This window comes from Pelagirhabdus alkalitolerans (genome assembly GCF_900096905.1).
Classification (GTDB): Bacteria; Bacillota; Bacilli; order Bacillales; family Amphibacillaceae; genus Pelagirhabdus; species Pelagirhabdus alkalitolerans.
Genome location: NZ_FMYI01000001.1, coordinates 299,970 through 324,524 on the forward strand (window position 1 = coordinate 299,970; position 24,555 = coordinate 324,524).

Consider the following 24,555-nt stretch of genomic DNA (forward strand, 5'->3'; position numbering starts at 1 on the left):
TATACACTCCTTTTCTATCTTTACTTAGGGTTTACCCGAAATAGCGTTTATTCAACATTGATGTTTACATCTTTTTCAAAAAGGTTATCGTGTTCATATCACACATTTAAGGAGGGTCTTAATTGAACTTAATGAGAGCAAAAGAAATCAAAGAAGATCCAGTCATGAAAAATGTCTATTATCAAGGCAGACCCGTTTACATCCAATCTGTTGATGATGATACACACATGGTCACGATTCGCTTTACAAAAGAAGAAGAAGATTTACATGAAGTAGAAGTCACTGACCTTGTAGAAGAAAACTAATATGAAGCGTCCTAATGACTTGTTATTAGGACGCTTTTTTTGACTAAATCGGTCTAATAATAGCTCGGACTGGGCTTGCGTCACTCCTCTTTATTTTCAGTGGCAATGCAATGAGCTGATAAAGACCAGGTGCGATCGTGTTAAGTTTTAAATTTTCTAATAATGCAATCTCATTGTTTAAACACGCATGGTGCGCACTTAATGATTTAGAATCGATTGGGTCAACAGACGGAGCATCTGTTCCGATTAAATCAATCCCGCGTGCTTGTAAAAACGGGGCTAGCTCGTCTGAGATGACCGGATAAATTTCAGGGAACGTGTGATCATCTCGTGTCATCGTGTGAAACAAAACACCCGAATAATCACCTTCTGAAAGTGAGGATAGATGCGCAGGTTTAATTGTCTCAACACCTGTAACATCAACAACACAGACTTGTTTAACAAACGTATTGACATCGAGCTCGTCAATTGTTTGACCCTTCTGATCAAAATGGAATGGCGCGTCGATATGCGTGCCATTATGTACACTCGTTCTTATCTCACCAATATTACTAGAGCCTGTTTCTTCTTTCGTATAACTTAATTGATAAGAGAACGGTGTATCACCTGGCCAAACCTCTAGTTCATTCGATAATGCAATTGAAATATCGATCCACTCTGATTTTTTCATTTAACGAACACTCCTTTGTAACCTTTTGATTCATTTGACGTCTATAAGCGTATACTTCTATCTTAACGTAGTTCGGAAAATTTAAATAGGTTATGAAAAGAGGACAACACTTAAGAAATGGAGTATTATAATAAGTAACGATTTTTATTGAGAAGAGGAGATGTCTTATATGAAGCAGATCATGATCAAAAGCTTTGTCTTATTACTGAGTCTTTCACTATTCACTTATACAACAACACCTACTGCCCTAGCGGATGCCATTCCTGAAGAAGCGATTATCACTTTAGGCGAAGACTTGTCACAAGAACAAAGAAATACAGTTCTAGAAGATTTAGGTGCGCCAAATGTGTCAGAAGATCAAATCATTTATGTATCCAATGAAGAAGAACATAACTATTTAGGCGATCATATCCCCGCCTCACAAATTGGGACAAACGCCATTTCATCAGCGAAGGTTATATTGCGTGATGACAATACAGGTATTTCGGTTACGACGAATAACATTAATTATATAACCGGAGACATGTACACGAATGCCCTCGCAACAGCTGGCGTAACAGGTGCAGAGATTGAAGTGACCGCACCTTTTGAAGTGTCTGGAACAGGTGCTTTAACAGGCATTATGAAAGCTTATGAAGAAACAACCGGTGAAACGATTGATGAGGATGTTAAAAAAGCAGCCAATGAAGAAATGGTTGTCACCGCTGAACTCGTTGATGATGAAGAGATCGATGAAGATGAAGCGATTGATCTTATGAATCGCATTAAAGAAGAGATTGCTGAACAAAGCCCTGAAACACGTGAAGAACTTGAAGACTTGATTCGCGGACTTGCTGATGAATTGGGGATTGACTTATCAAGCGACCAACTCAATCAACTTGTTGATCTATTTAATAATTTAAGAAATTTAAATATTGATTGGGGACGCGTCAACGATACGATTGATGCAACCCGCGAATGGATCAGTGATTTTGCAGAAAGTGAAGACGGGCAAAACATCATCTCAAGTATCGTTCAATTTTTTGAATCGGTTTGGGATTGGTTCTTATCTGTTTTTTCTAACGATTAATACTTAAAAGAGTCTGAGACAAAAGTAAATAAGTCAATGTAATAGCCGGACAAAAATAGTATTTTAACTATTTTTTGTCCGGCTATTTGTTTACATATTTCACAGTAATCTGGAATGGACAAGACTCTTGCGGGAAAAGCACGAGTGAGAAGATCCACTTTAGAAGCGTTCCTTGCTTCTAAAGTTAGCTGAGGCCGCGTGAGCTAAAAAGGGAGTCTATTTCAGATTGCGATGACCATTTGATCGAATTGTTCGTGTTTCAAGATACTCATTTTTATTTTGTCCCAGACTCTTTTGTATTATTATTCTTTTGGATTAACCCCGTATTCATTTGTCCCCGGTTGGCTATCTAGAACTGTCATGATTAATAGAATTAAACTCCCGACAATCGGAACAAAGTTAATAAAGAACCACCAACCTGACCGACCTATGTCATGTAGACGTCGAACCGTGACAGAGATGGTTGGTACAATGATCAGTAACCCATAAATAGGACCTATAAATGGAATGGAACCAATGATTAATGCTACGACTGCATTGATCAACGCAAACATCCAATATTCCATTCGTCTTGCTCGCCCTTCAAAGTTTGCATAATTTTGTAATGCTTGTAAATACCACTGCATAAATAAACTCCTTTTCCTTCTGATGTTACTAGTTTATCAAAATTGTGATGCCCTTACCAATATATCAATCGTTCTATTAAATTATCAAAAAGAAACAAGTGAACGATAATATCACCCGAACCATTTATGTCTATTTTTACCTATAAATATTTTATTTATTTTTTGGTATATTAATTACAAAAGTTATTATAACAGTATTGTAAGCGTTTTTTGACCCATTATCGTTTAGCTTGACAATTAAAATAGATGCTTTATAATAACTCATATCGAATTAGAATAATTATCGTTAATCACATATTAGTCACAAGTGATTGACGAACTATTCAACACATATTTAAAGGAGGATGACATATTATGTCACTTATAGGTAAAGAAGTACAACCATTTCAAGCGGAAGCTTTCCAAGCAGGAAAGGATTTCTTCCAAGTTTCAGAGGAAAACTTAAAAGGGCAATGGAGCGTTGTTTGCTTCTATCCAGCAGACTTTTCATTCGTATGTCCTACTGAATTAGAAGATCTTCAGAAAGAATATGCAGAATTAAAAGAACTTGGTGTTGAAGTATTCTCAGTATCAACGGATACACACTTTGTGCATAAAGCATGGCACGAAAATTCTGATGCAGTCGGTTCAATCGAATACATCATGATCGGTGACCCATCTCAAACAATTTCTCGTAACTTTGACGTTTTAAACGAAGAATCAGGCCTTGCAGATCGCGGTACATTCTTAATTGACCCTGATGGTGTCATCCAAACGGTTGAAATTAATGCTGACGGTATCGGCCGTGATGCAAGCACAATCATTAATAAAGTAAAAGCAGCTCAGTACGTACGTGAGCATCCAAATGAAGTTTGCCCAGCGAAATGGGAAGAAGGCAGTGAAACACTTAAGCCAAGCCTAGACATCGTAGGTAAAATTTAAGGAGTCTGATAACTATGTTAGAAAAAGATATTAAACAGCAGCTCGAGCAATACCTCGAGCTGTTGGAAAATGATATTGTTATTAAAGTAAGTGCTGGCGATGATAAAGTTTCAGGCGAAACTGTTGAGCTTGTGAACGAAATCGCGGATATGTCTTCAATGATTACAGTTGAAGAAGCAACACTTACACGCACACCTAGCTTCAGTATTAACAGAAAAGGTGAAGACGACTCAGGTGTTGTATTCGCTGGGATTCCACTAGGTCATGAATTCACATCACTTGTTTTAGCTTTACTACAAGTAAGTGGACGTGCGCCTAAAGTGTCTGACGAACAGATTGAGCAAATTAAAAACATCCAAGGTAAACATGAGTTTATTACGTATGTTTCATTAAGCTGCCATAACTGTCCAGATGTTGTTCAAGCGTTGAACACAATGAGTGTCCTAAACCCTAATATCAGCCATACAATGGTTGAAGGTAATGCATTCAAGGATGAAGTTGAAAGTGAAAACATCATGGCAGTACCGGCTGTTTATTCAAACGGTGAATTCCTTGAAAGTGGGCGTATGACACTTGATGATTTACTCGGTATGATCTCAGGTGGACCAGATGTTGAGTCATTAAATGAGAAAGATCCGTTTGACGTCTTAGTCGTTGGTGGCGGTCCAGCTGGTGCAAGTGCTGCAATTTATGCTGCACGTAAAGGGATCAATACTGGACTTGTTGCTGATCGATTCGGTGGTCAAGTGATGGATACAAAAGGTATTGAGAACTTTATTAGTAATACTTACACAGAAGGTCCAAAACTCATGGCAGAAGTAGAAGCACATGTGAACGATTATGATGTTGACGTGATGAAGACGCTTCAAGCTCAAAGTCTACAGAAAAAAGATCTTTATGAAGTCGAACTAGACAATGGCGCAATCCTAAAAAGTAAATCCGTCATCATTTCAACAGGTGCCCGTTGGCGTAACGTTGGCGTTCCTGGTGAAGCTGAGTACAAAAACAAAGGTGTAGCATACTGTCCACACTGTGATGGTCCACTATTTGAAGGCAAAGACGTAGCCGTGATCGGTGGAGGTAACTCAGGTATTGAAGCGGCGATCGATTTAGCAGGCCTTGTTAAACATGTAACGGTGCTTGAATTCTTACCAGAACTAAAAGCAGACGCTGTTTTACAAGAACGCGTTCGTACTTTACCAAACGTAACGATTATTACAAATGCACAAACAACTGAAATCACAGGTGATGACACAGTTAACGGCATTACGTATAAAGACCGCGAAACAGATGAAGAGAACCACATTGAACTTGCAGGTGTGTTCGTTCAAATCGGTCTTGTTCCAAACACAGACTGGTTAGGCGACACTGTTGAGCGCAATAAAATGGGTGAAATCGTTGTCGATAACGCAGGTAAAACAAGCCTACCTGGTGTATTTGCTGCAGGTGACTGTACAGACACACCTTATAAACAAATCATTGTTTCAATGGGTACAGGTGCATCAGCCGCACTCGGCGCATTCGACTATATGATTCGAAATTAATTAAAGAAAGTACGCGTGTTATCGCGTACTTTCTTTATTTTTATGTTGTTGTCTTACTAAAATATACGCTGTCAAGATCGATGTCACTGGTACAATTAAAGCGACACCAATACCTGCTGCAAGAATAGTCACCATCTCAGCACTAAACACCTTCGCATTCAGCATCTGACCAAAACTGTATGAAAAATCTTTAAATCGAACGAGCAACGCCAAATAACCTCCGAAAAATGCAAAGAACAACGTATTAGCACTTGTCCCTAATAAATCTCGCCCAATTCGCATGCCGGAATCAAATAATTCTTTCACTGACATATCCGGGTGGTGACGATGAATCTCATACATCGGTGAACTAATCGAAATCGCCTCATCAACGACAGCCCCAATCGTACTCATCATCACAACGGAAGCCATCACTTGAACAAAATTAATTCCGACATAAAAATTATAAATGGTTAAGCCTTCAACTTCTTCATCCGAAAAGCCGCCTACCATCACAAACTCCACCATAAATTGAATGAAAATCACTAATAAGAGTGTCGTTAAAACAGTCGCTAAAAAGGCTGTTTTCGTTTTAACATTCGATTCATTAATAAAAAACAACGTTACTGCACTAATGACCACACAGGCTGCTAGTGCTAAATAGACTGGATTTGCGTTTTGATCGATCATCATTAGTGTCATCAATAATATAACGAAAAAATTAATAAACAATGCAATAAATGAACGTAAGCCTTTCATTCCACCAATTGCGACCATTAAACCGAATAGGATGAGTGTTAAAATCATTAATGCATTCATACGCTCACCCGCTTCCTATTAATAAAGTAAATCGTCGTATATAAACTGATTGGAATCGTTAAAACGATACCAATGCCCCCAGCTAACGCCCTCGTTAGTTCTAAGGATAAATTCATCGATAACGTAAAGCCTAAAGGGGCACCATTTGAAAAATAAACGAGTAATGCCGGGATCGCACCACTAACATACGCAAAAAAGAGTATATTTGTCATCGTCCCCATAATATCTTTTCCAACTTCAAGTCCTGATTGCTTCAGGTCACGATTCGAAATATTTCGATTTTTATCAGCCAAGCTAAATAAGGTCGATGCAATGGTCACAGCCACATCCATTACCGCACCTAATGCTCCAATCAACACGCCTGCCATAAATACTGCTTGAGGTGGACGGGTTAAAAAGTCCATTTCTTCAAATCTTAAACCTTGATAGTCCGTCAGCAGCAAAACCGATAGCGTAATCGCCATTAAACTAAATGTTCCTAAAATCGTCGCTGTGATTGCCGCATAGGTTTGGTAGGTAAACCCACTAATTAATAAAAGTGAAAAGGCCGTCATCAACACAACCGCAACACTCATAATCACGAGCAAACTAATGTTTTGAGTTGCGATGTATACATCTAATGCATATGAAATAATCAGTATATTCACCATTAAACTAACACCTGCCAATACACCACGCCTTTTACCCACTGCGATTAAAACAAGTAAGAATAGACCACTTAACCAAACGAGCTGATGATCCCGCTTAACGTGAATCACATCACCTGTCAATTCATTATCAGTTTGATCATACGTCACAAATAACTGATCACCTTCTGTAAATTCAGGATGATAAACGCCAGAATCAGCATAATCGTTGATCAGTGTGATCGTTTCGCCTATATGTTCACCATTTTTTAATATCGCTTCAATCTCTTGCGTATAAACTGTATCAACAGCTTCACCGTCTATTGTCTGCTCGGCCTCATCGACAACAGTTGTCTCTTTCACCTCTGCAATCGGATCTTCGTAGAACGACTGATTATGTTGTGTAAATACGAGTAAACCAGTAAATATGACAATAAAGCTCACCGCCACAATCGATGCACCGCGCCACTTTTTATGTAAAAATCTCAACGAGATAAACCTCCCATCCAAAATCAATGCCTGTTCATTCAAATTGTATACTTAAATCAATTGATTTGTCTAATCGAACTGTCTTCCCTATCACGTTTTATCTTTAAATATGATAAGATCATTATTGGTGAGGGGGAAAAACATGAATAAAAAAGATGTATCACATATTCGAAATCAATTTAAACGTCAAAATGATCACTTACAAATCGAAGAGATTTATAATGTATATGTTATGAAAGAATCTAGCGAGATTTATCATGAACAAACGAGACCATTTGAACGATTAGAGGAAGATGAACAAACCTTATTCCTAACAAATTTCAAAAAATTATTAGCTGGTCAACTCGACCAAAAACTGTTTGAATTATCATTTAATACTGGTGGTGAAGACTCAGCACAACAACGTCTGTACCAAGCTCTTTCAACCGATGATAAAGAAACATGGCAATCACACATGAAAAACATGGCTAAAAAGCTACTTGATGCAAGACAATATGAAACAGATGTTGTCATCACATTTATTAAAGCAAGCTACACGAAGCCGACACGTTCCAGAACAGATGAGACCGCTGAAGATGAATTTGATAGTACGTACAATCATCCATTTATACTTTGTACAATTAATCAAACACAAGATCCTAAAAAAGAACTTCACTTTGATTATGCTGAAAAGGCATTTAAATACAATGTCGTCGTTGATCCAGTCATTAACTTAGATAAACCGATTGGTGGTTTTTTATATCCATGTTTTGTTGATCATGCACAAGATGTTAATCGTGTACTCTATTCTGTCGGTCAATCAAAAGAAATTGATTTAACATTTGTCGAAGACGTACTAGACGCTAAAGAACCGACGACTGCATCAGAAGATAAATTCACCTTTGAAGAAATTGTACGTGATGCGTATGGCTATGAAATGAATACTGACAATTTAGCCTCTATGTATGAATCAATCCAACGTACGATCGAAACATATGAGGAAACCGATGAAGAACCTGTTTTAGATTACAAAGATATTGGTGAGGTCTTACACTACAGCGGCTTGCCTGATGTAGATCCCGACAAAGTCAAAACAGCCTTTGAAAACGTGACAGACAACGAACAACATGAACTAAAAGCACGCAACATTGTCCCGAAATACAATCAAAAATCTATTAAGATTGATACGAAAGTCGCTAAGGTAGCGATCAGCCCCGAAGACTTGAGACATGTCAAACAAGTTCAAATGAACGGCCGTCGTTATTTAATGATTGAAGTTGAAGAAAATACAGTCATTGATGGGTTTACCATGATTCCTGAAGCATTTGGACAAAAAGACTCAAATGATGATCAAAGCCAATAAAAAAAAGATCACATACTTATTTTTGTCGTTTATAAAAAGCACGAGTGCCATGATTTTATCTTTGCACTCGTGCTTAAAATATGTACTTTTTCTAGCAGTTAATTGATGATTAATTGTAAAAAAATTAAACTCAATATAAGTACAATTAGACTAACAATAAACTTTTTGGAGTTTTCTAAGTACTTCCATTCTAAGTATGATCTAGTACCCAAAGAAACAATGGTTATAAGTTGTACGAACAATCTCAAGCTATCAGGATCATGTAAATCAATTAAAAATGCAGTAATGACCGCAACGATGATAAGTATCCATGTAATCATTAAATCAGTGAATCTACCTTCTGTCTGTTCGAGATCTTCATCCTCATCGTTAGCTATAAGTTTCTTTAAGATAAAATGAACGATAATGATAAACCACGAAAATAATGCAAATATTGAAGCTGGATGTTGCATGCTTCAATCAACTCCTTATATCCGTTCAGATATGTATTATTTTGTCACATCTTAAGCTGCATGACCTTCAATAATTGCTTCAACAAAATCCAACGCATCTGACTCTGATGCTTCATCAGTTAGCATGTACTGAATTTGATAACCGACATCACCCGTGTTAACGACTAGAACCATGGATTCAATCTCGCCTGTTTGCATTAAATTATAGTGAACGTCATGACCCTCTATCTCCGTCTCTTCTGCAAGGTCACCACTATCAATCTGGCCAGGTCTGATGTCAACACTGATTAACGCATCATTTTCATACAACGACTCAGAGATAATCCGGCTACGTTGTCTCTCTTGCCAATCTTCAACCATCTCTTCGTCCATCGGCGTTAACGATTCATCTTCATCCGTATAGCCAACTGTGGCCCCGACAGCATCACCTTCTAACGGATCTTCATCTTGGTCTGGCGCATAGTTAATCATCGCGTTCGCAATTTCTTTTGATTCAGCTTCAGGCAAAACCACACTTACCCCTAGTTCATCTTCTATTTGATCAGCAATTGAATCCGTCTCTTGACCCATCTCTTCTTGTCCGCAACCGACCACGAAAATCCCCATCGCCATCAATAAATAAATGATTTTCTTACTCATTCCTAAACCCTCCACTCATTTTGAATCACTCTGTCTTTCCATTGTACAAATTCCCTTTTTTTGGTAAAATAAACGTACACTTATAAGATCGGGGTGGATTGTATTGTTTAAACTTACGGTATTTTTATTTAGCTTACTGCTTTTTGTTTCAGGCTGTGATGATGAAGATCTAATGGCTTACGAGCTTTATGATGAAACAGATGACTGGATCGTCGAATATAACGTGGAAGAGATCCCTTTAGGCGATGGTCTCCACGAAAATTACAGCCTAAATATCATCCATCAAGGCGACTATGCAGCGATTGATTACTTCTACTATGAACGCTATTATGAAAACAGTGAAGAAGGCTCCGATCCTGAAGACGTGGGCGCTTTAGAAGGAACCCCTACAATTTCGTATGAAACCGATAAATTAGATGATCCTACTATTTCTTCAGGTGGTGATGGTGGAAATCAATACGGGCATGTTTATGCAGTCGAAAACGATTATCAGTTAGTCGTCAATATTATTTGGGAAAAAGATGGTAACACCTACGAAGCACAACTTAAGCCAGAATTAGTCGATCAATACGTGAAAGATTAAGTGAATTGGTATATGATAAGAAATCGAGATTAACGCCTGAATTTTTCAGTCCACTAGCACTAGGGTTAATTTCGATTTCTTCGTCTTTTTCTCTCATCAGACTTCACAAAATCAATCGCCACGACAATGGCTAAAATAAGAATTTCAAGTGATGGTTTACCAATATCAATCACATACGTGTCGCCCCATGTGAACCACTTCTCTTCAACACGTGCAATGCGAGTTCCATCTTTCGTAATCTCAAACTGCTTGTCCCACCAATCACCTGAAACATCAATGCCAGCACCTGCTATATTAAAACGGGCTTTAAACAATGACAGCTCTTTGTTAATCACGACGTTCTCTTCGCCGTCAACATCGACATAAAACCGAGGCAAAAAGCTAAACACTTTCTTTTCAATCGTTGCGACTTCTTTTTCATCTGCTGTTTTGATCGTAAAACGTTTCGGTAAAGATAATATACTTCCTTCAATGTAAAATCGGTCTTGTTCATGTTCATCTGTAATCGTAAAGCGTTCACCTAAACTGAAGACTTTTTGCTTCATCAATAATTGACTCATCACGATCCACTCCCTCGTCTTTAGTTAATTAAAGTATAGTAGAGATTTTAATCGATTTCTACCTAATATTAGTAATTAACTGACAATTCTAAAAGATTTTTATGTTAAAATGTTCACAAATTTGGGTATTGTTTTGTATAAGGTAAGTTTTTGAAAAAGGAGGTGGGCATCATGCGACTGACGAGCTTTCTCTTGTTATCCGTCTTTTCTGTTACCCTCTTCACATTGACATTGGCGCAAATGGTTCTCTCAAATGAACCTCCTATTTTGATTAGCTTATTCGCATTCCTATTTGGGACGATGTTAATTGCGTTAAGCAATGAATACGAAGACATTCGAATAAAAGGCCCACCTAAAGGACAAAACGGAGTTCATTTTGTCAACATGACGTTCGCCGTGATAATTGGGGCATCTGTGACTTATTTATTACACAATGCTTTACCGCTAAATGCGGTTATAGCAGCTGCCTTTGTTGGTATGGTTAGCGCCGTATTTTTCAAAAAGCAGGCAACCCCTCTCTATTGCGGTGCCTTTGTAGGGATGAGCTGTTCAACATTCTTACCTACACTCTTTTGTATATTTATCGCCGGCATTGTATCAGCATGTCTCTATCAATCAAGCCGTACATTCTTAAATGGTTACGGTGGAAAACTAGGCGCGATCGCTTTAGTCGGAACGTTTGTCTCAAGCATCGCCATGGGCCACCCTTTGCAGCAAGCACCATTAAATGACTGGAACCAAGGGATCATTTTGATCATCTATGCCATTGTAGCAAGCACGTTGACCTTTAGGTTACACAACTACTGTTCTGTAAGCCCTGTATTCGCCTCTAGTTTTGTGTCATTCGCTGGTACACTCCTCATTCTACTATTTAACCCTTCTAATAATGATCTAATTCTACTTGTTATGATGGCTGGAACCTTTGCCGGCATGACCTCACTTAATCGTTTGCCTAGCACTAAATACTTGGTACTGACTGGTTTAGCAGTTGGGATCTTGTTCATGTTCAGTCAACCGTATTTTGACCTTGCAGGAGGTAAATTAGGATTGATTGCATTTATGGCTGTTTTATCAACACGCGGGATGATCGATTTGCTTCAATCCATTCGTTCTCGCATGCCAACCCGCTCACAAGTTAAACACCTTTTATCATCATGATCAATCACTTAAAAAGGAGACAAGTCACAGGTTTTTATACCTATGACTTGTCTTATTGTCGTTTCTTGACACTTCATAATGACTGTGATAGAACGTTAATTAAGTAAATCGTTCGAAAAGAGTATGATTTTTAAAATGGAGGTCGTGAAATGGAGATTAAGAAAGTCCTAAATAATAACGTCGTCATTACGATGAATGAACACGATCAAGAAATGGTTGTCATGGGGAAAGGTTTAGCTTTTCAAAAAAGACCGGGTGAAGTCATTGACCCTGATCAAATTGAGAAAACCTTCATTCTTCAGAACTTAGAGACTTCGGAAAAACTGAACGAATTATTAAAACATACATCTGAAAAGTATTTAGACATCTCATCAGAAATACTCGCGCACGCTCAATCGATTCTCCCCTATCAGCTAGATGAATACTTATATGTGGCCTTAACCGATCACATTAGTTTCGCCATTTCACGTTACGAACAAGGAATTGAACTAAAAAACAACCTGCTTTATGAAGTGAGAAAATACTACAAGAAAGAATTTGAAATCGCTCAAACCGCACTTGATATTATTCAAAAGCATACGGGTGCTCGTTTGCCAGAAGATGATGCGGGATCAATCGCGCTTCACTTAGTCAACAGTCAAATATCGGGTGAGAACATGCAAACCGCCGTACAAATGACCGATATGGTTAATAGTATTTTAAACATCGTGAAATATTATTACCAAATGGATCTCGATGAAAGCTCCATTAACTATGAACGGTTTGTGACACATTTAAGATATTTCTCCATTCGTTTCGTCAGAAAAGAAAAAGCTGATGACACCGTTGACGATTTTCTGCACGATCAAGTCATGCTTAAATATCAGCACGCGTACGCCTGTACAGAACGGATCAATCTATTTTTAGAAAAAAACTATAATTGGTCTCTATCACAAGATGAAAAAGTTTATTTGACCGTTCATATTCATCGCGTGACGAATCGACACAACAAATCAGAGGATATGAAAAATAGTGAAAACGCTTAAATTTTGTCTTGACTTACTTATGTAAGCGTGTTAATTTTAAAGTGTTAATATTAACGAAACGCAAAAATTGTATACTAAACGTTTAGGAATGTTACCTGAATTGGGCATAACCTGAACTAATCTACACAAGATGTCGCACGTACGTGTGTGCCGTCTGTCTCCTGTAGATTAGTTCAGGTTTTTTTATTCAAATTTTTTAAAATAAGAAAGGGTGGCTTACAATGGCTCATGAACAATTAGCAAAAGACATTCTCGAAAATGTCGGCGGAAAAGACAATGTAAAAAGTGTCGTTCACTGTATTACACGACTTCGTTTTAAATTAAAAGACGAAGACAAAGCAAACACCGAAACACTTAAAAATATGGACGGTGTTGTCACGGTTATGAAAAGTGGCGGCCAATACCAGGTCGTCATCGGTAACCACGTACCGGATGTTTATAAAGCAGTGGCAGAAGAAGGTGGTTTCACTGAACAACAAGCAAGTGATGAGGACAATGGTGAACAGGGGAGTCTATTCGATCGTTTCATCGATATGATCTCGGGGATTTTCACACCAATCTTAAGTGTCCTTGCAGCTTCTGGTATGATCAAAGGTTTCAATGCTTTATTTATAGCACTTGGCTGGTTAACCGAAGCCGATGGTACGTATATTGTACTTGATGCAACGGGCGATGCACTCTTTTACTTCTTACCGGTTATTTTAGGTTACTCAGCGATGAAAAAGTTTGGTGGAACCCCGTTTCTTGGTATGGTGATCGGGATGGCGCTTGTCTATCCAGCGCTTGAAGGGATTCCAGAAGCTGGAGATCCTTTATATACACTATTCACTGGTACTATGTTTGAATCACCTGTCTATATTGAATTTCTAGGCATACCAGTTATTTTGATGACTTACTCGATGTCAGTTATTCCAATTGTTATTGCAACACTATTTGCTGCAAAATTAGAAAAATCATTTAAAAAGGTTATTCCATCTGTCGTTCAGATGTTCTTAGTCCCAATGTTTACGTTACTCATTGTCGTTCCTTTAACATTTATTATTATTGGACCGATTGCAACATGGGCATCTCAACTCGTTAGTGAAGTGGCAATGGGTGCTTATAGCTTAAGCCCTGTTATTGCTGGTATATTCTTAGGTTTCTTCTGGTTAGTCTTTGTTATGTTCGGTCTACACTGGGGACTTGTACCGATTGCGATGAACAATTTTGCCGTTCACGGTCAAGACTCTGTATTAGCACTAATATTTGCACATTCATTCGCATTAGCCGGTGCAATATTAGCGGTTTGGATTAAATCAAATAATCAAAACACTAAAACATTAAGTGCACCCGCCTTTATATCATCTGTATTCGGGGTTACTGAGCCGGGTATGTACGGGATTGTTTTACCGTTGAAATGGCCATTTATTTATACATTAATTTCATCTGCTGTCGGTGGTGCCATTCTTGGTTTCTTCAACACAACTGGCTATGTTATGGGCGGACTTGGTATTTTCCAAATCCCAAGTTTCATCGGACCAGATGGATTTGATGCAGGTCTATTCGGTGCACTCATCGCAGCTGTTGTTGGCTTTGTTTTAGCCTTTGTCTTAACTTACTTCTTCTTCAACATTCGTAAATTTGAAGAAAACGAAGAAGCATCAGGTAATAAAGCATCTAAGCCATCTGTCGAACCTATTAATGGACCCGTTCAAAACGCTGTTGTAACAAGCCCTATTGTTGGTCGCGTCACACCATTAGAAAAAATTGATGATACTGCTTTTGCATCTGGTGCGATTGGTAAAGGGATTGCGATTGAACCTGATGAAAATACGGTTTACGCACCAGTAGCTGGAACAGTTACGACACTATTTCCAACTCATCATGCTGTAGGCATCACTTCTGATGAAGGTGCAGAAATCTTGATTCATGTTGGGATGGATACGGTAAAATTAGATGGTAAACATTTTGAAGCAAAAGTTGCTCAAGGTGATCGAGTTGAAAGAGGACAAACTATTCTTGAATTTGATCGTAAAGAAATCGAAGCAGAAGGCTATGCGCTAACAACACCTGTTATCGTAACGAACCATCAACAATTCGATATTTCGATTATCGACTTAGACAAAACAACACTTGACGATTTAATTTTAGAACTCAGAGCAAAAGCCTAACAGAGAAAAAAGCGGAGTTGGTATTAACCCAACTCCTCACATCAATCAATTATAAGGAGGACAACAACATGTATCAATTTCCAAAAGACTTTTTATGGGGCGGTGCAACCGCAGCCAACCAATTTGAAGGTGCTTACCAAGAAGGCGGGAAAGGACTCAATTTAGCTGACGTTCTACCAGGTGGCAAGAAGCGATTAGAACTTATGGGATCAACCGGTTTTGATTTTGAAATCGATCAATCAAAATATACCTACCCAAACCATGAAGGCATCGACTTCTATCATCGTTATAAAGAAGACATTGCGTTATTTGCTGAAATGGGTTTTAAAGTATTCAGGTTAAGTATTGCATGGAGTCGAATCTTCCCTAATGGAGATGAAACCCATCCAAACGAGGAAGGACTTGCCTTTTATGATCGTGTCTTTGATGAACTGCATAAACACGGAATTGAACCACTCGTCACTATTGCACACTATGAAACGCCCCTTCATTTAATCAAAGAATATGGTGGCTGGCGTAATCGCAAGCTGATTGAATTTTTCGATCGTTATGTTGAAACGATTTTGACACGTTACAAAAATAAAGTGAAGTATTGGTTAACGTTCAATGAAATAAACGGCGCGACACATATGCCTTTATTCGGGCTTGGTTTCTCACCTGAAAATGAAGAAACACGCCTGCAAGATAGTTTCCAAGGCCTTCACCATCAATTTGTGGCAAGTGCACGCACAGTCAAAAAAGCAAAAGAGATCATTCCTAAATCACAAGTTGGCTGTATGTTGATTTATGCGCCGGTTTATCCATTTGATTCAAACCCAGAAAACGTGATGCACGCACGTCGTGAGTCAGACTTATTCAATTTCTTCTGTGGTGACGTTCAAGTTCGCGGGGAATACCCTTACTTTGCCAAGCGTTATTTCGAAGAAAATGACATTAAACTTGATATTAAAGAAGGGGATTTAGAAACAATCAAAGAAGGGACAGTCGACTTTATTTCATTTAGTTACTATATGTCCCGTACCGATAAAAAAGAAAAAACACCTGAAGAAATGGGACAAGGTAACTTAGTCGGCGGTGTGAAAAATCCATTCTTAAAAGCAAGTGACTGGGGATGGGAAATTGATCCGGTTGGCTTAAGAATTGCACTAAATGAATTATATGGCCGTTATGAAAAGCCACTTATGATCGTTGAAAACGGTCTTGGTGCTTATGACAAAGTCGAAGAAGATGGCTCGATCCAAGACGATTACAGAATTGATTACCTTCGTGAGCACATCAAACAAATGGGTGAAGCTGTTAAAGATGGCGTTGACCTCATTGGCTATACAAGCTGGGGTTGTATCGACTTAGTGAGCGCATCTAGCGGTCAATATGCTAAACGTTACGGGTTTATCTACGTTGATAAACACGATGACGGCTCAGGTACACTTGAAAGAAAACGCAAAAAATCATTCTATTGGTATAAAGATGTCATTGAATCAAATGGTCAAAAACTATAAAGATACGTTAAGAGTCTGAGACAAAAGTAAATAAGTCAATGTAATAGCCGGACAAAAATAGTATTTTAACTATTTTTGTCCGGCTATTTGTTTACATATCTCACAGCAATCTGAAATGGATGAGACTCTTGCGGGAAAAGCACGAGCTGAAGATCCACTTTAGAAGCGATTTTTGCTTCTAAAGTTAGCTGAGGCCGTGCCCGCAGAAAGGGAGTCCATTTCAGATTGCGGTGACCTTTTGATCGGATTGTTCGTGTTTTAAGATATTCATTTTTGTTTTGTCCCAGACTCTTTTTTATCGTGAATTTATAGGTTTAATTTTACCTAAAGGTGTAGAAACTATTTAACGACACAACAATTAGGAGGTTTGATATGAAGAGAGTTGGGCAAAGTTTATTGACCATCATGATTATTATTAGCTTGTCAGCATGCGCAGAGCAAGATCAACAAGACACTAGATCAGGTGATGATCAACTTGATGAGTCTATTGAAGTGAGTGCACATGATTTAAAAGAAGTGGAAGTGACCTTGATGAATACAGAGGGTAACCCTGTTGCAAATGCCACATTAACAGAAAAAGAAGAAGGCGGTGTGAACATTATTTTTGAAGGACAAGACTTACCACCGGGTGAGCTTGGCTTTCATATCCACGACGTAGGAGAGTGCATTCCACCAAATTTCGAATCAGCCGGTGGGCATTATAATCCAACAGATAGTAAACACGGATTCAATCATCCCGAAGGACCCCATGCAGGTGATTTAGAAAATATTCATGTGAATGAAGATGGCACTGTTTATGCAGAAGTTGAGGCGCCGATGGTTTCACTGAAACGTGACCATGAGAACACTCTTTTCACAGAAGAGGGGACATCGCTCGTGATACACTCAGGCCCCGATGATTATTTTTCACAACCAGCTGGTGATGCTGGTGATCGCATCGCTTGTGGTGTGATTGGCGAATGAAAGGTTGGGAGCATGTTTATATGCTTCCAACCTTTTTACTTTTTTCTATTGATTTACTTTAAAGTCAACCGTTGCTTCCATCTCAATCCGCTCACTTGCACCATTTTCTTGTTCAACCGTAAAGTCTGTTCGAGCATTGATTTCATAAAACCCTCTTGGAAAGCCTTCACGTTCCATAAAATCCTCAACGAAGTCTATATAGTCCTGATCTTCTCCTTGACTATAGCCACCGCTCTTTTCATACGGTTCACGGTGTACTTCCCCTTGTTCAAGCGTGGTAGATAACCCGATATCTTCAACAGTTGAACCGATCTCATAGCCACGTACCTTTTCTTCAATTAAAAAGAAAACAGCCGATGACGCATGTAGAATCGTCACCTCTTCCTCTTCACCTACATACTCAATCTCTCCGAATAAATTAACCTCTTCAGATTCATCATACGCCTCTTGTTCCGTCACTAAACGAAAGATAAAATCATCTTCTGACACGTAATCTTCTATTTGATTCACGTCATAGGCATCGATATCTGCTTGATCAATCGACTCCCCTGACTGACAGCCTACGAAGAAAACCATCAACACAATAAGTCCAAACCATTTCTTCATTGAAAACACCCTTTTTTGAGACATGTTGTTACAGTAATTTAGATAGCGAACGATAATCTTCATTAAATGTGTCAGCAATTGCTTCATTTGTGATGTAACCTTGATACGTATTAATACCTGAATACACCATTGTATCTTGCTTTGCTACTTGTTCAATACCTGAATTAGCAATCTTTAAAACATAGGGAATGGTCACGTCCGTCAATGCGATCGTTGATGTCTTCGGTACAGCGCCTGGCATATTCGCCACAGCATAATGCAAAATACCGTGTTTCATATAAACAGGATCATCATGTGTTGTCGTATGGTCTTCTGTCTCAAAAATACCGCCTTGGTCGACTGCAATATCAACAATGACAGAACCTGGTTTCATCGCTTTTACCATCTCTTCTGTCACAAGCGTTGGCGCTTTAGAACCTGGAATTAAAACAGCCCCAATTACGATATCTGCTTTTTGGACAGCTTGTGCGATATTGACTTCATTAGACATTAACGTGACGACTTCATTGCCGTAAACTTCTTCAATTTTTTGAAGTACACTCGGTTTAACATCTAATAACGTCACGTGAGCACCTAATCCTTTAGCGATTTGCAAGGCGTTTTGTCCAGCGACACCTCCACCTATAATGACGACGTGCCCATTTTCAACGCCAGGAACACCCCCTAAAAGAATGCCTTTCCCACCTTTAGGGCTTTGCAGATAATGCGCCGCTAGTTGAACAGATAATCGACCGGCGATTTGGCTCATCGGTGTTAACATCGGTAAATCGGATTGGTCTTTTGTCATCGTTTCATAGGCAATAGCAGTAACACCTTTTTCTTTTAATGCGTTTGTTAATTCAGGTTCGTTTGCTAAGTGTAAATACGTTAACAAAATCATGCCCTCTCTAAAAAAATGGTACTCAGTTGCTTGAGGCTCTTTCACTTTAACAATCAGTTCCTGCTGCCAAACTTCAGCTGATGAATCGGTTAAAAGGGCTCCTGCTTCTTTGTAGGCTTCATCAGAAAAACCCGCTGCCTCACCTGCGCCTTTTTCAATTTTTACTTGATGATTGTCACGCGTCAGTAATTGAACCCCGAGTGGTGTCATTGCCACACGTTGTTCATGATTTTTAATTTCTTTTGGTACACCAATTTTCATAAGGAACACCCACCTTGATTATCGATTAATAAAGCTATCATATCACGAAGTGCGTTCAATCGTTTTATGTTTTTGCAAAAATTCAACAAATGTTAACGACGCCATCGATAACGGGACAGACTTCAAATAACAAATACCAACAGATCGTTTCGGAATGGGGGTATTGAGCGGGATTTCAAACACGTCCTGATCTTGAATCGCTTGGTGGGCAAACTCTCTGACGACAGATGCAATCCCTAAATTCAATTTAGCAAACTCAACTAACAACTCATACGAACCGAGTTCAAAAGCAGGTTCTAACAGAACACCTTTTGATTTTAAAAATCGTTGAACATAATGCCTTGAATGAGATTTTGATTCAAATGAAATAATCGGGTAGTCAATCAAACGCTCTAAGTCCACAGGTTCTTGAAATTCGTTTTTGTCTTTAGGACCACATACAAATGTATCTTGCACATCATAGAGTGGGTGCGACTCAATTGCGTTTTCTTCGATCGGCAAATGACAAATCGCTAAGTCAATTTCTGATGCTTTTAGCAAATGAATCAATTCATACGTTGTGCCGTTGATCACTTTAAACTTTAACATCGGGTATTCACGGTGAAAGGCTTCTAAAAACGGCAATAATAGATGCTTCATAATCGCATCCCCCACCCCCATTTTCAATTCACCTGTTTCCAATTGCTTCATTTTATGAAGTGCTTGTTCCCCCGCATAAAAGAGTTGCAGAGCTGATTGAACATATTCATACATCGTCTCGCCTTCTTTAGTTAGGGCTGCGCCTTTTTTCGTTCTGTAAAATAAATGCGTATCTAATTCTTCTTCTAACTGCTTGATTGCTTGACTGACGGCTGACTGTGACATATGCAGTTTTACACCTGCCTTAGAAAAACCGTTTTGCTCAGCAACCATCGCAAATATTCGATAGAGGTCTAATTTTGTAGTCATATTCACTCTCCTTATCATAACTATTATATCTATTAATTTTACTTATATCTAGTCAATCGTGTATAGTGATAAGTGTAAGCGATTTAAGATATCAATAACGAGGAGCGATTTAGAATGGAAAGAGTTGTTGGAACCATTACGCGAGGACTTAGATGCCCAATTATTAATGAAGGAGACGCCATTGATGAGATTGTTGTCGATAGTGTCCTAAAAGCAATGGACGTTGAAGGATTTAAAGCACAAGATAAAGATATTGTAGCCATCACTGAATCGATCGTGGCACGCGCACAAGGAAACTACGCTTCGACTGATGCAATTGCATCAGACATTAAAGATAAATTTGGTGATCACACCGTTGGGGTTATTTTCCCTATATTAAGTCGTAATCGATTTGCGACATTACTTCGTGGTATTGCAAAAGGTGCCAAACGCATTGTGATTATGTTTAGCTATCCGTCTGACGAAGTCGGGAATCATCTTGTGGAATTAGATGAGCTTGACGAAGCTGGCGTCAATCCATGGACAGATGTATTAACGCTCGAACAATTCCGAAACCATTTCGGTCATAAAAAACATACATTTACAGGTGTTGATTACATCGATTATTACCAAGCGATTGTAGAGGCAACAGGTGTTGAATGTGAGATTATCTTCTCAAATAACCCAAGCTCTATTCTCGACTATACCGAGCACGTCCTCGCATGTGACATTCACACGCGTGAACGAACCAAACGTATTTTACAGGCAAACGGAGCTAAAACTGTTTACAGTCTAGATAATATTTTGGATCAGCCAGTTGATGGCAGCGGCTTTAATGAAGCCTACGGACTACTCGGCTCAAACAAATCGACTGAAGACCGTATTAAACTGTTTCCAAACAATGCTCAACCAATTGTGGAAAAAATTCAAAATACATTACAAACAAAAACAGAACGTCAAATTGAAGTGATGGTATACGGTGATGGAGCGTTTAAAGACCCTGCCGGTAAGATATGGGAACTTGCCGACCCAGTTGTCTCACCTGCTTTTACAGATGGACTAATCGGAACACCCAATGAAGTAAAACTAAAATACTTAGCCGATAATAACTTTAAAGACTTAGATGGTGAAGAACTTCAAGACGCCATTAAGAAACACATCACGAACAAAGGTGATGACTTAGTCGGTGAAATGGAAGCACAAGGTACAACGCCTCGTCAATTAACAGATTTAATTGGTTCACTCGCTGATTTAACATCTGGGAGTGGTGACAAAGGCACACCGATCGTTTATATCCAAGGCTACTTTGACAATTATACGAGCTAACTTAAAACGTCTGGTCACAATCGTGATTGGACGTTTTTTGTATTATTAGGACAAATTTTTCGTATTTCTTATTTCTTGGGTGTTTTTAGTGTAAACGTCTTGCATTTTCACCTTAAGCGACTATACTAGTTTGAGAACATACAGATAACGCTAACACACGAGGTGCAAAATGAATCAAGATATGACAACGGGACGTCCGTTTAAATTAATTATGTTCTTCACTTTACCGATGCTATTAGGTAATATCTTTCAACAGTTTTATAGTATGGCTGATACGTTTATCGTTAGCCAAACGTTAGGCATGGATGCCTTAGCTGCGGTGGGGTCAACCGGCAGTATTATGTTCTTCATTTTGGGACTGGCGATTGGGCTAACTGCAGGACTTGCTGTTATTACTGCTCAGCGGTTTGGCAAAAAGGATGAGGTAGCACTAAGAAAAAGCTTAGGCGTTAGTGTCATTATAGCTGCCGTAGCCAGTCTTCTTATCACGATCATCGCCACAGCAAACACACGCAATATTTTAGAGTTTATGCAAACGCCACCTGAAATAATCGACCAAGCCTATGACTATTTAGTCGTGATTTTTGCAGGGATCGGTGCGACGGTTATGTTTAACTTCCTATCGAATATTTTACGGGCGATTGGCGATAGTCGTACGCCGCTCATCTTTTTGATCATCACATCACTATTAAATATCATACTAGATTACGTTTTTATTTTAGGATTCGGGATGAATGTCGCTGGTGCTGGGTATGCGACGATTATCTCTCAACTTATTGCATCCATTTTGTGCTTAATCTACATTAAACGTTACGTCCGAATTTTACGTGTTCGAAAAGAAGATTGGACACTTGAATGGTCTGAATATAAAGCGCACTTAAGAATCGGACTGCCTTATGGTTTTCAATATTCGATTATAGCGATTGGATCGATTGCTGTGCAAATGACATTAAACCAACTCGGCGCTTTATCTGTTGCCGCGTTTACAGCAGCTAGTAAGATCGATCAGCTTTTAACGATGCCGCTTCAAACATTTGGGGTGACCATGTCGACATTCACGGCTCAAAACTTTGGCGCGAAACAGTTTGATCGAATCAAACAAGGGATAAAGACTGGTTTAACGATCACATTAAGCTATGCGCTATTGATCGGTCTGTTTTTATTCTTCACAGGACGTTTCTGGTCATCTTTCTTCGTTGATGAGGGAGGGGCTGCGGTACTTGATTTGACTGAACAGTTCTTCCATATCCAAGCACCCTTCTATCTATTTTTAGCACTCGTTTTCGTTCTGCGCCATACGATTCAAGGATTAGGCAATAGTTTTGCCCCAACCCTTGCAGGCATAATGGAACTTCTCGCGCGTGTATTCGGTGCCCTTACTTTATCTCAAGCATTCGGGTTTAGTGGTGCGATTATGGCCAATCCCCTTGCTTGGATCAGTGCCGTGATCCCACTCGGTTCATCCTATGTTTTTACGCAAAAACTTTTAAATGGGGATACGAGCAAACTCGCTTATCATTTATCAATTGGCTCCAAGGAAGTCCTACGAATGGCTCGATCCTAACGAAACCAAGCGCCTCCAATCAAATTTGATGAGAGGCGCTTTAATTTTTTTGATGATAACGCAACCAAAAATTTAATTTAGTCACTTTCAGAAAAAAGACTTCTCAACCGTTTGTTTTTGTGCTAAGTTAATTGTTAGAATTTACAGTCTATTTATGTGAATAGATGAACAAAAAGGAGATTATTATGGACGTTATCGCACTTATAGAATCAATTAACGCTATTTTATGGGGACCAGTCATGCTTTTATTTTTGGTCGGAACAGGTGTATTATTTACCCTCCGTTTACGGTTCCTACAGATTAGAAAATTAAAATTAGCCTTCACTGAAACATTTGGCGGGCTCTTTTCAAAACGAAAAGCGCCTGATGAAGATGGCATTTCTTCTTTCCAAGCACTGACAACAGCGATCGCGGCACAAGTCGGAACCGGGAACCTTGCAGGTGTCGCAACAGCTGTTGCAGCTGGTGGACCCGGCGCTGTGTTTTGGATGTGGGTTAGTGGTTTCTTCGGGATGGGGACGATTTTTGCAGAAGCAATCTTAGCTCAACTTCACACAGAACGTGTCGATGGTGAAGTGACGGGTGGACCTGCCTACTACATCAAAAAAGGATTAGGCAGTCCATTCTTAGCGAGCTTCTTCGCGATTACAATCATTGTAGCACTTGGCTTTATGGGGAACATGGTGCAATCGAGCTCCATCGCTGAATCCGTTGATATGGCGTTTGATATTCCAAACGTTGTCACAGGTGTCGTCATCGCTATCCTTGTCGGCCTTATTATTGTTGGGGGTATCAAGCGGATTGCATCATTTACAGAAAAACTAGTGCCCGTTATGGCTGGTTTTTACATTGTGGGTTCACTCATCATCATTATCATGCATCGCGAGAATATCATACCGGCATTTCAGATGATCTTCCACGGCGCGTTTAATCCTACTGCAGCAACGGGTGGTGTCATTGGTGTATCAATTAGAGAAAGTTTCCGTTACGGAATTGCACGAGGCCTTTTCTCAAACGAAGCTGGTATGGGCTCAACACCACACGCCCATGCTGTTGCTAAAGTTAAACACCCTGCCCAACAAGGACTCGTTTCCTTCATGGGAGTTGTGATCGATACAGGGGTTGTCTGTACGCTAACTGCACTCGTGATCTTAACAACAGGTTCGTTCTCATCAGGTTTATTTGGCGCTCAACTGACACAAGAAGGCTTTAATATTGGATTTGGAAACTTTGGTACGACGTTTATTGCCATCTGTTTATTTTTCTTTTCATTATCCACGATTATTAGTTGGTACTACTTCGGCGAAGCCAACGTTAAATATTTAGCCGGGAAAAAGGGCATTTCATTTTATCGTGCCGCTGTTTTAATCTTTATTGTGATTGGCACCACGATCAACGCAGAAGTCGTTTGGGAACTAGCGGATACGTTTAATGCGTTAATGATTATTCCCAACTTAATTGCCCTGATCGGGATGGTGTCACTTGTCATCAAAGTCGCCAATGATTATGAAAGCAATTTTTTACATCATAAACCTTCCAAGTATGAAAAATAACACAACAAGACCGCAAGCC

The 24,555-nt window shown here is 39.2% G+C and carries 24 protein-coding genes; 14 read left to right on the plus strand and 10 right to left on the minus strand.

Annotated features, from left to right (window positions below; translation table 11 throughout):
• Positions 1 to 131: 131 nt before the first annotated feature.
• Positions 132 to 305, plus strand: coding sequence for an H-type small acid-soluble spore protein (locus BLR62_RS01365; protein ID WP_245719376.1), 174 nt, complete (start codon positions 132 to 134; stop codon positions 303 to 305).
• Between the two features lie 43 nt (positions 306 to 348).
• Here BLR62_RS01365 and kynB read toward each other — a convergent pair whose 3' ends face one another.
• On the minus strand, positions 349 to 975 hold the full coding sequence (gene kynB / locus BLR62_RS01370; RefSeq protein WP_090792169.1) for an arylformamidase: 627 nt from the start codon (positions 973 to 975) through the stop codon (positions 349 to 351).
• A 169-nt stretch (positions 976 to 1,144) separates the two neighbouring features.
• Here kynB and BLR62_RS01375 point away from each other — a divergent pair, with 169 nt between their 5' ends.
• Positions 1,145 to 2,044 (plus strand): DUF1002 domain-containing protein, encoded by a 900-nt coding sequence (locus tag BLR62_RS01375; protein ID WP_090792172.1) that lies wholly within the window; start codon positions 1,145 to 1,147, stop codon positions 2,042 to 2,044.
• Between the two features lie 302 nt (positions 2,045 to 2,346).
• On the opposite strand, the gene BLR62_RS01380 is transcribed toward BLR62_RS01375, so the two are convergent.
• Positions 2,347 to 2,670 (minus strand): DUF805 domain-containing protein, encoded by a 324-nt coding sequence (locus BLR62_RS01380; RefSeq protein ID WP_090792173.1) that lies wholly within the window; start codon positions 2,668 to 2,670, stop codon positions 2,347 to 2,349.
• Between the two features lie 354 nt (positions 2,671 to 3,024).
• On the opposite strand from BLR62_RS01380, the gene ahpC reads away from it, so the two are divergent.
• The gene (ahpC, locus tag BLR62_RS01385) at positions 3,025 to 3,591 is read left to right on the plus strand and encodes an alkyl hydroperoxide reductase subunit C (RefSeq protein ID WP_090792177.1); all 567 of its coding nucleotides are present in this window, start codon (positions 3,025 to 3,027) and stop codon (positions 3,589 to 3,591) included.
• A gap of 14 nt (positions 3,592 to 3,605) precedes the next feature.
• Positions 3,606 to 5,135, plus strand: a complete 1,530-nt coding sequence (gene ahpF, locus BLR62_RS01390; protein WP_090792180.1) for an alkyl hydroperoxide reductase subunit F — start codon at positions 3,606 to 3,608, stop codon at positions 5,133 to 5,135.
• Positions 5,136 to 5,153: 18 nt separating this feature from the next.
• Here the strand turns inward: ahpF and BLR62_RS01395 are convergent, their stop codons facing one another.
• Both BLR62_RS01395 and BLR62_RS01400 read right to left on the minus strand, forming a co-directional pair.
• Positions 5,154 to 5,933, minus strand: a complete 780-nt coding sequence (locus BLR62_RS01395; RefSeq protein WP_090792182.1) for a YibE/F family protein — start codon at positions 5,931 to 5,933, stop codon at positions 5,154 to 5,156.
• A complete protein-coding gene (locus tag BLR62_RS01400) occupies positions 5,930 to 7,048 on the minus strand; it encodes a YibE/F family protein (RefSeq protein WP_090792185.1) in 1,119 nt (372 codons plus the stop codon). The genes BLR62_RS01395 and BLR62_RS01400 overlap by 4 nt, the downstream gene beginning before the upstream one ends.
• 142 nt (positions 7,049 to 7,190) lie before the next feature.
• On the opposite strand from BLR62_RS01400, the gene BLR62_RS01405 reads away from it, so the two are divergent.
• On the plus strand, positions 7,191 to 8,390 hold the full coding sequence (locus BLR62_RS01405; protein WP_090792188.1) for a DUF4317 domain-containing protein: 1,200 nt from the start codon (positions 7,191 to 7,193) through the stop codon (positions 8,388 to 8,390).
• A gap of 98 nt (positions 8,391 to 8,488) precedes the next feature.
• Here the strand turns inward: BLR62_RS01405 and BLR62_RS01410 are convergent, their stop codons facing one another.
• A complete protein-coding gene (locus BLR62_RS01410; protein WP_090792190.1) occupies positions 8,489 to 8,842 on the minus strand; it encodes a DUF4181 domain-containing protein in 354 nt (117 codons plus the stop codon).
• A gap of 51 nt (positions 8,843 to 8,893) precedes the next feature.
• A complete protein-coding gene (locus BLR62_RS01415; protein ID WP_090792192.1) occupies positions 8,894 to 9,481 on the minus strand; it encodes a hypothetical protein in 588 nt (195 codons plus the stop codon).
• Between the two features lie 103 nt (positions 9,482 to 9,584).
• Here BLR62_RS01415 and BLR62_RS01420 point away from each other — a divergent pair, with 103 nt between their 5' ends.
• Complete coding sequence (locus BLR62_RS01420) at positions 9,585 to 10,064, plus strand: hypothetical protein (RefSeq protein ID WP_090792195.1); 480 nt, start codon at positions 9,585 to 9,587, stop codon at positions 10,062 to 10,064.
• A gap of 65 nt (positions 10,065 to 10,129) precedes the next feature.
• On the opposite strand, the gene BLR62_RS01425 is transcribed toward BLR62_RS01420, so the two are convergent.
• Positions 10,130 to 10,624 carry an LURP-one-related/scramblase family protein gene (locus BLR62_RS01425; protein WP_090792197.1) on the minus strand — a complete coding sequence of 165 codons (495 nt, stop codon included), beginning with the start codon at positions 10,622 to 10,624 and terminating at the stop codon, positions 10,130 to 10,132.
• Between the two features lie 171 nt (positions 10,625 to 10,795).
• On the opposite strand from BLR62_RS01425, the gene BLR62_RS01430 reads away from it, so the two are divergent.
• The 5 genes from BLR62_RS01430 (at position 10,796) to BLR62_RS01450 (ending at position 17,419) form a co-directional block, all read left to right on the plus strand.
• The gene (locus tag BLR62_RS01430) at positions 10,796 to 11,782 is read left to right on the plus strand and encodes a hypothetical protein (RefSeq protein ID WP_090792199.1); all 987 of its coding nucleotides are present in this window, start codon (positions 10,796 to 10,798) and stop codon (positions 11,780 to 11,782) included.
• Between the two features lie 149 nt (positions 11,783 to 11,931).
• The gene (gene licT / locus BLR62_RS01435; protein ID WP_090792202.1) at positions 11,932 to 12,807 is read left to right on the plus strand and encodes a BglG family transcription antiterminator LicT; all 876 of its coding nucleotides are present in this window, start codon (positions 11,932 to 11,934) and stop codon (positions 12,805 to 12,807) included.
• 221 nt (positions 12,808 to 13,028) lie between these two features.
• The gene (locus tag BLR62_RS01440) at positions 13,029 to 14,957 is read left to right on the plus strand and encodes a beta-glucoside-specific PTS transporter subunit IIABC (protein WP_090792205.1); all 1,929 of its coding nucleotides are present in this window, start codon (positions 13,029 to 13,031) and stop codon (positions 14,955 to 14,957) included.
• Positions 14,958 to 15,025: 68 nt separating this feature from the next.
• Complete coding sequence (locus BLR62_RS01445) at positions 15,026 to 16,456, plus strand: glycoside hydrolase family 1 protein (RefSeq protein WP_090792208.1); 1,431 nt, start codon at positions 15,026 to 15,028, stop codon at positions 16,454 to 16,456.
• A gap of 372 nt (positions 16,457 to 16,828) precedes the next feature.
• Complete coding sequence (locus BLR62_RS01450; protein ID WP_090792211.1) at positions 16,829 to 17,419, plus strand: superoxide dismutase family protein; 591 nt, start codon at positions 16,829 to 16,831, stop codon at positions 17,417 to 17,419.
• A 45-nt stretch (positions 17,420 to 17,464) separates the two neighbouring features.
• Here the strand turns inward: BLR62_RS01450 and BLR62_RS01455 are convergent, their stop codons facing one another.
• Genes BLR62_RS01455 through BLR62_RS01465 form a run of 3 tightly spaced genes read right to left on the minus strand, consistent with a single transcriptional unit; the run spans position 17,465 to position 20,114 of the window.
• The gene (locus BLR62_RS01455) at positions 17,465 to 18,025 is read right to left on the minus strand and encodes a hypothetical protein (RefSeq protein ID WP_090792213.1); all 561 of its coding nucleotides are present in this window, start codon (positions 18,023 to 18,025) and stop codon (positions 17,465 to 17,467) included.
• Between the two features lie 28 nt (positions 18,026 to 18,053).
• A complete protein-coding gene (gene ald / locus BLR62_RS01460) occupies positions 18,054 to 19,166 on the minus strand; it encodes an alanine dehydrogenase (RefSeq protein ID WP_090792216.1) in 1,113 nt (370 codons plus the stop codon).
• 42 nt (positions 19,167 to 19,208) lie between these two features.
• Positions 19,209 to 20,114 carry a LysR family transcriptional regulator gene (locus tag BLR62_RS01465; RefSeq protein ID WP_090792218.1) on the minus strand — a complete coding sequence of 302 codons (906 nt, stop codon included), beginning with the start codon at positions 20,112 to 20,114 and terminating at the stop codon, positions 19,209 to 19,211.
• Between the two features lie 114 nt (positions 20,115 to 20,228).
• Here BLR62_RS01465 and BLR62_RS01470 point away from each other — a divergent pair, with 114 nt between their 5' ends.
• From BLR62_RS01470 to BLR62_RS01480, 3 genes are all read left to right on the plus strand, one after another.
• The gene (locus BLR62_RS01470) at positions 20,229 to 21,419 is read left to right on the plus strand and encodes a coenzyme F420-0:L-glutamate ligase (protein ID WP_090792220.1); all 1,191 of its coding nucleotides are present in this window, start codon (positions 20,229 to 20,231) and stop codon (positions 21,417 to 21,419) included.
• A gap of 169 nt (positions 21,420 to 21,588) precedes the next feature.
• Complete coding sequence (locus tag BLR62_RS01475) at positions 21,589 to 22,983, plus strand: MATE family efflux transporter (protein WP_090792223.1); 1,395 nt, start codon at positions 21,589 to 21,591, stop codon at positions 22,981 to 22,983.
• Between the two features lie 185 nt (positions 22,984 to 23,168).
• Positions 23,169 to 24,536, plus strand: coding sequence for an alanine/glycine:cation symporter family protein (locus BLR62_RS01480; protein WP_090792226.1), 1,368 nt, complete (start codon positions 23,169 to 23,171; stop codon positions 24,534 to 24,536).
• The last annotated feature ends 19 nt before the right edge of the window (positions 24,537 to 24,555 follow it).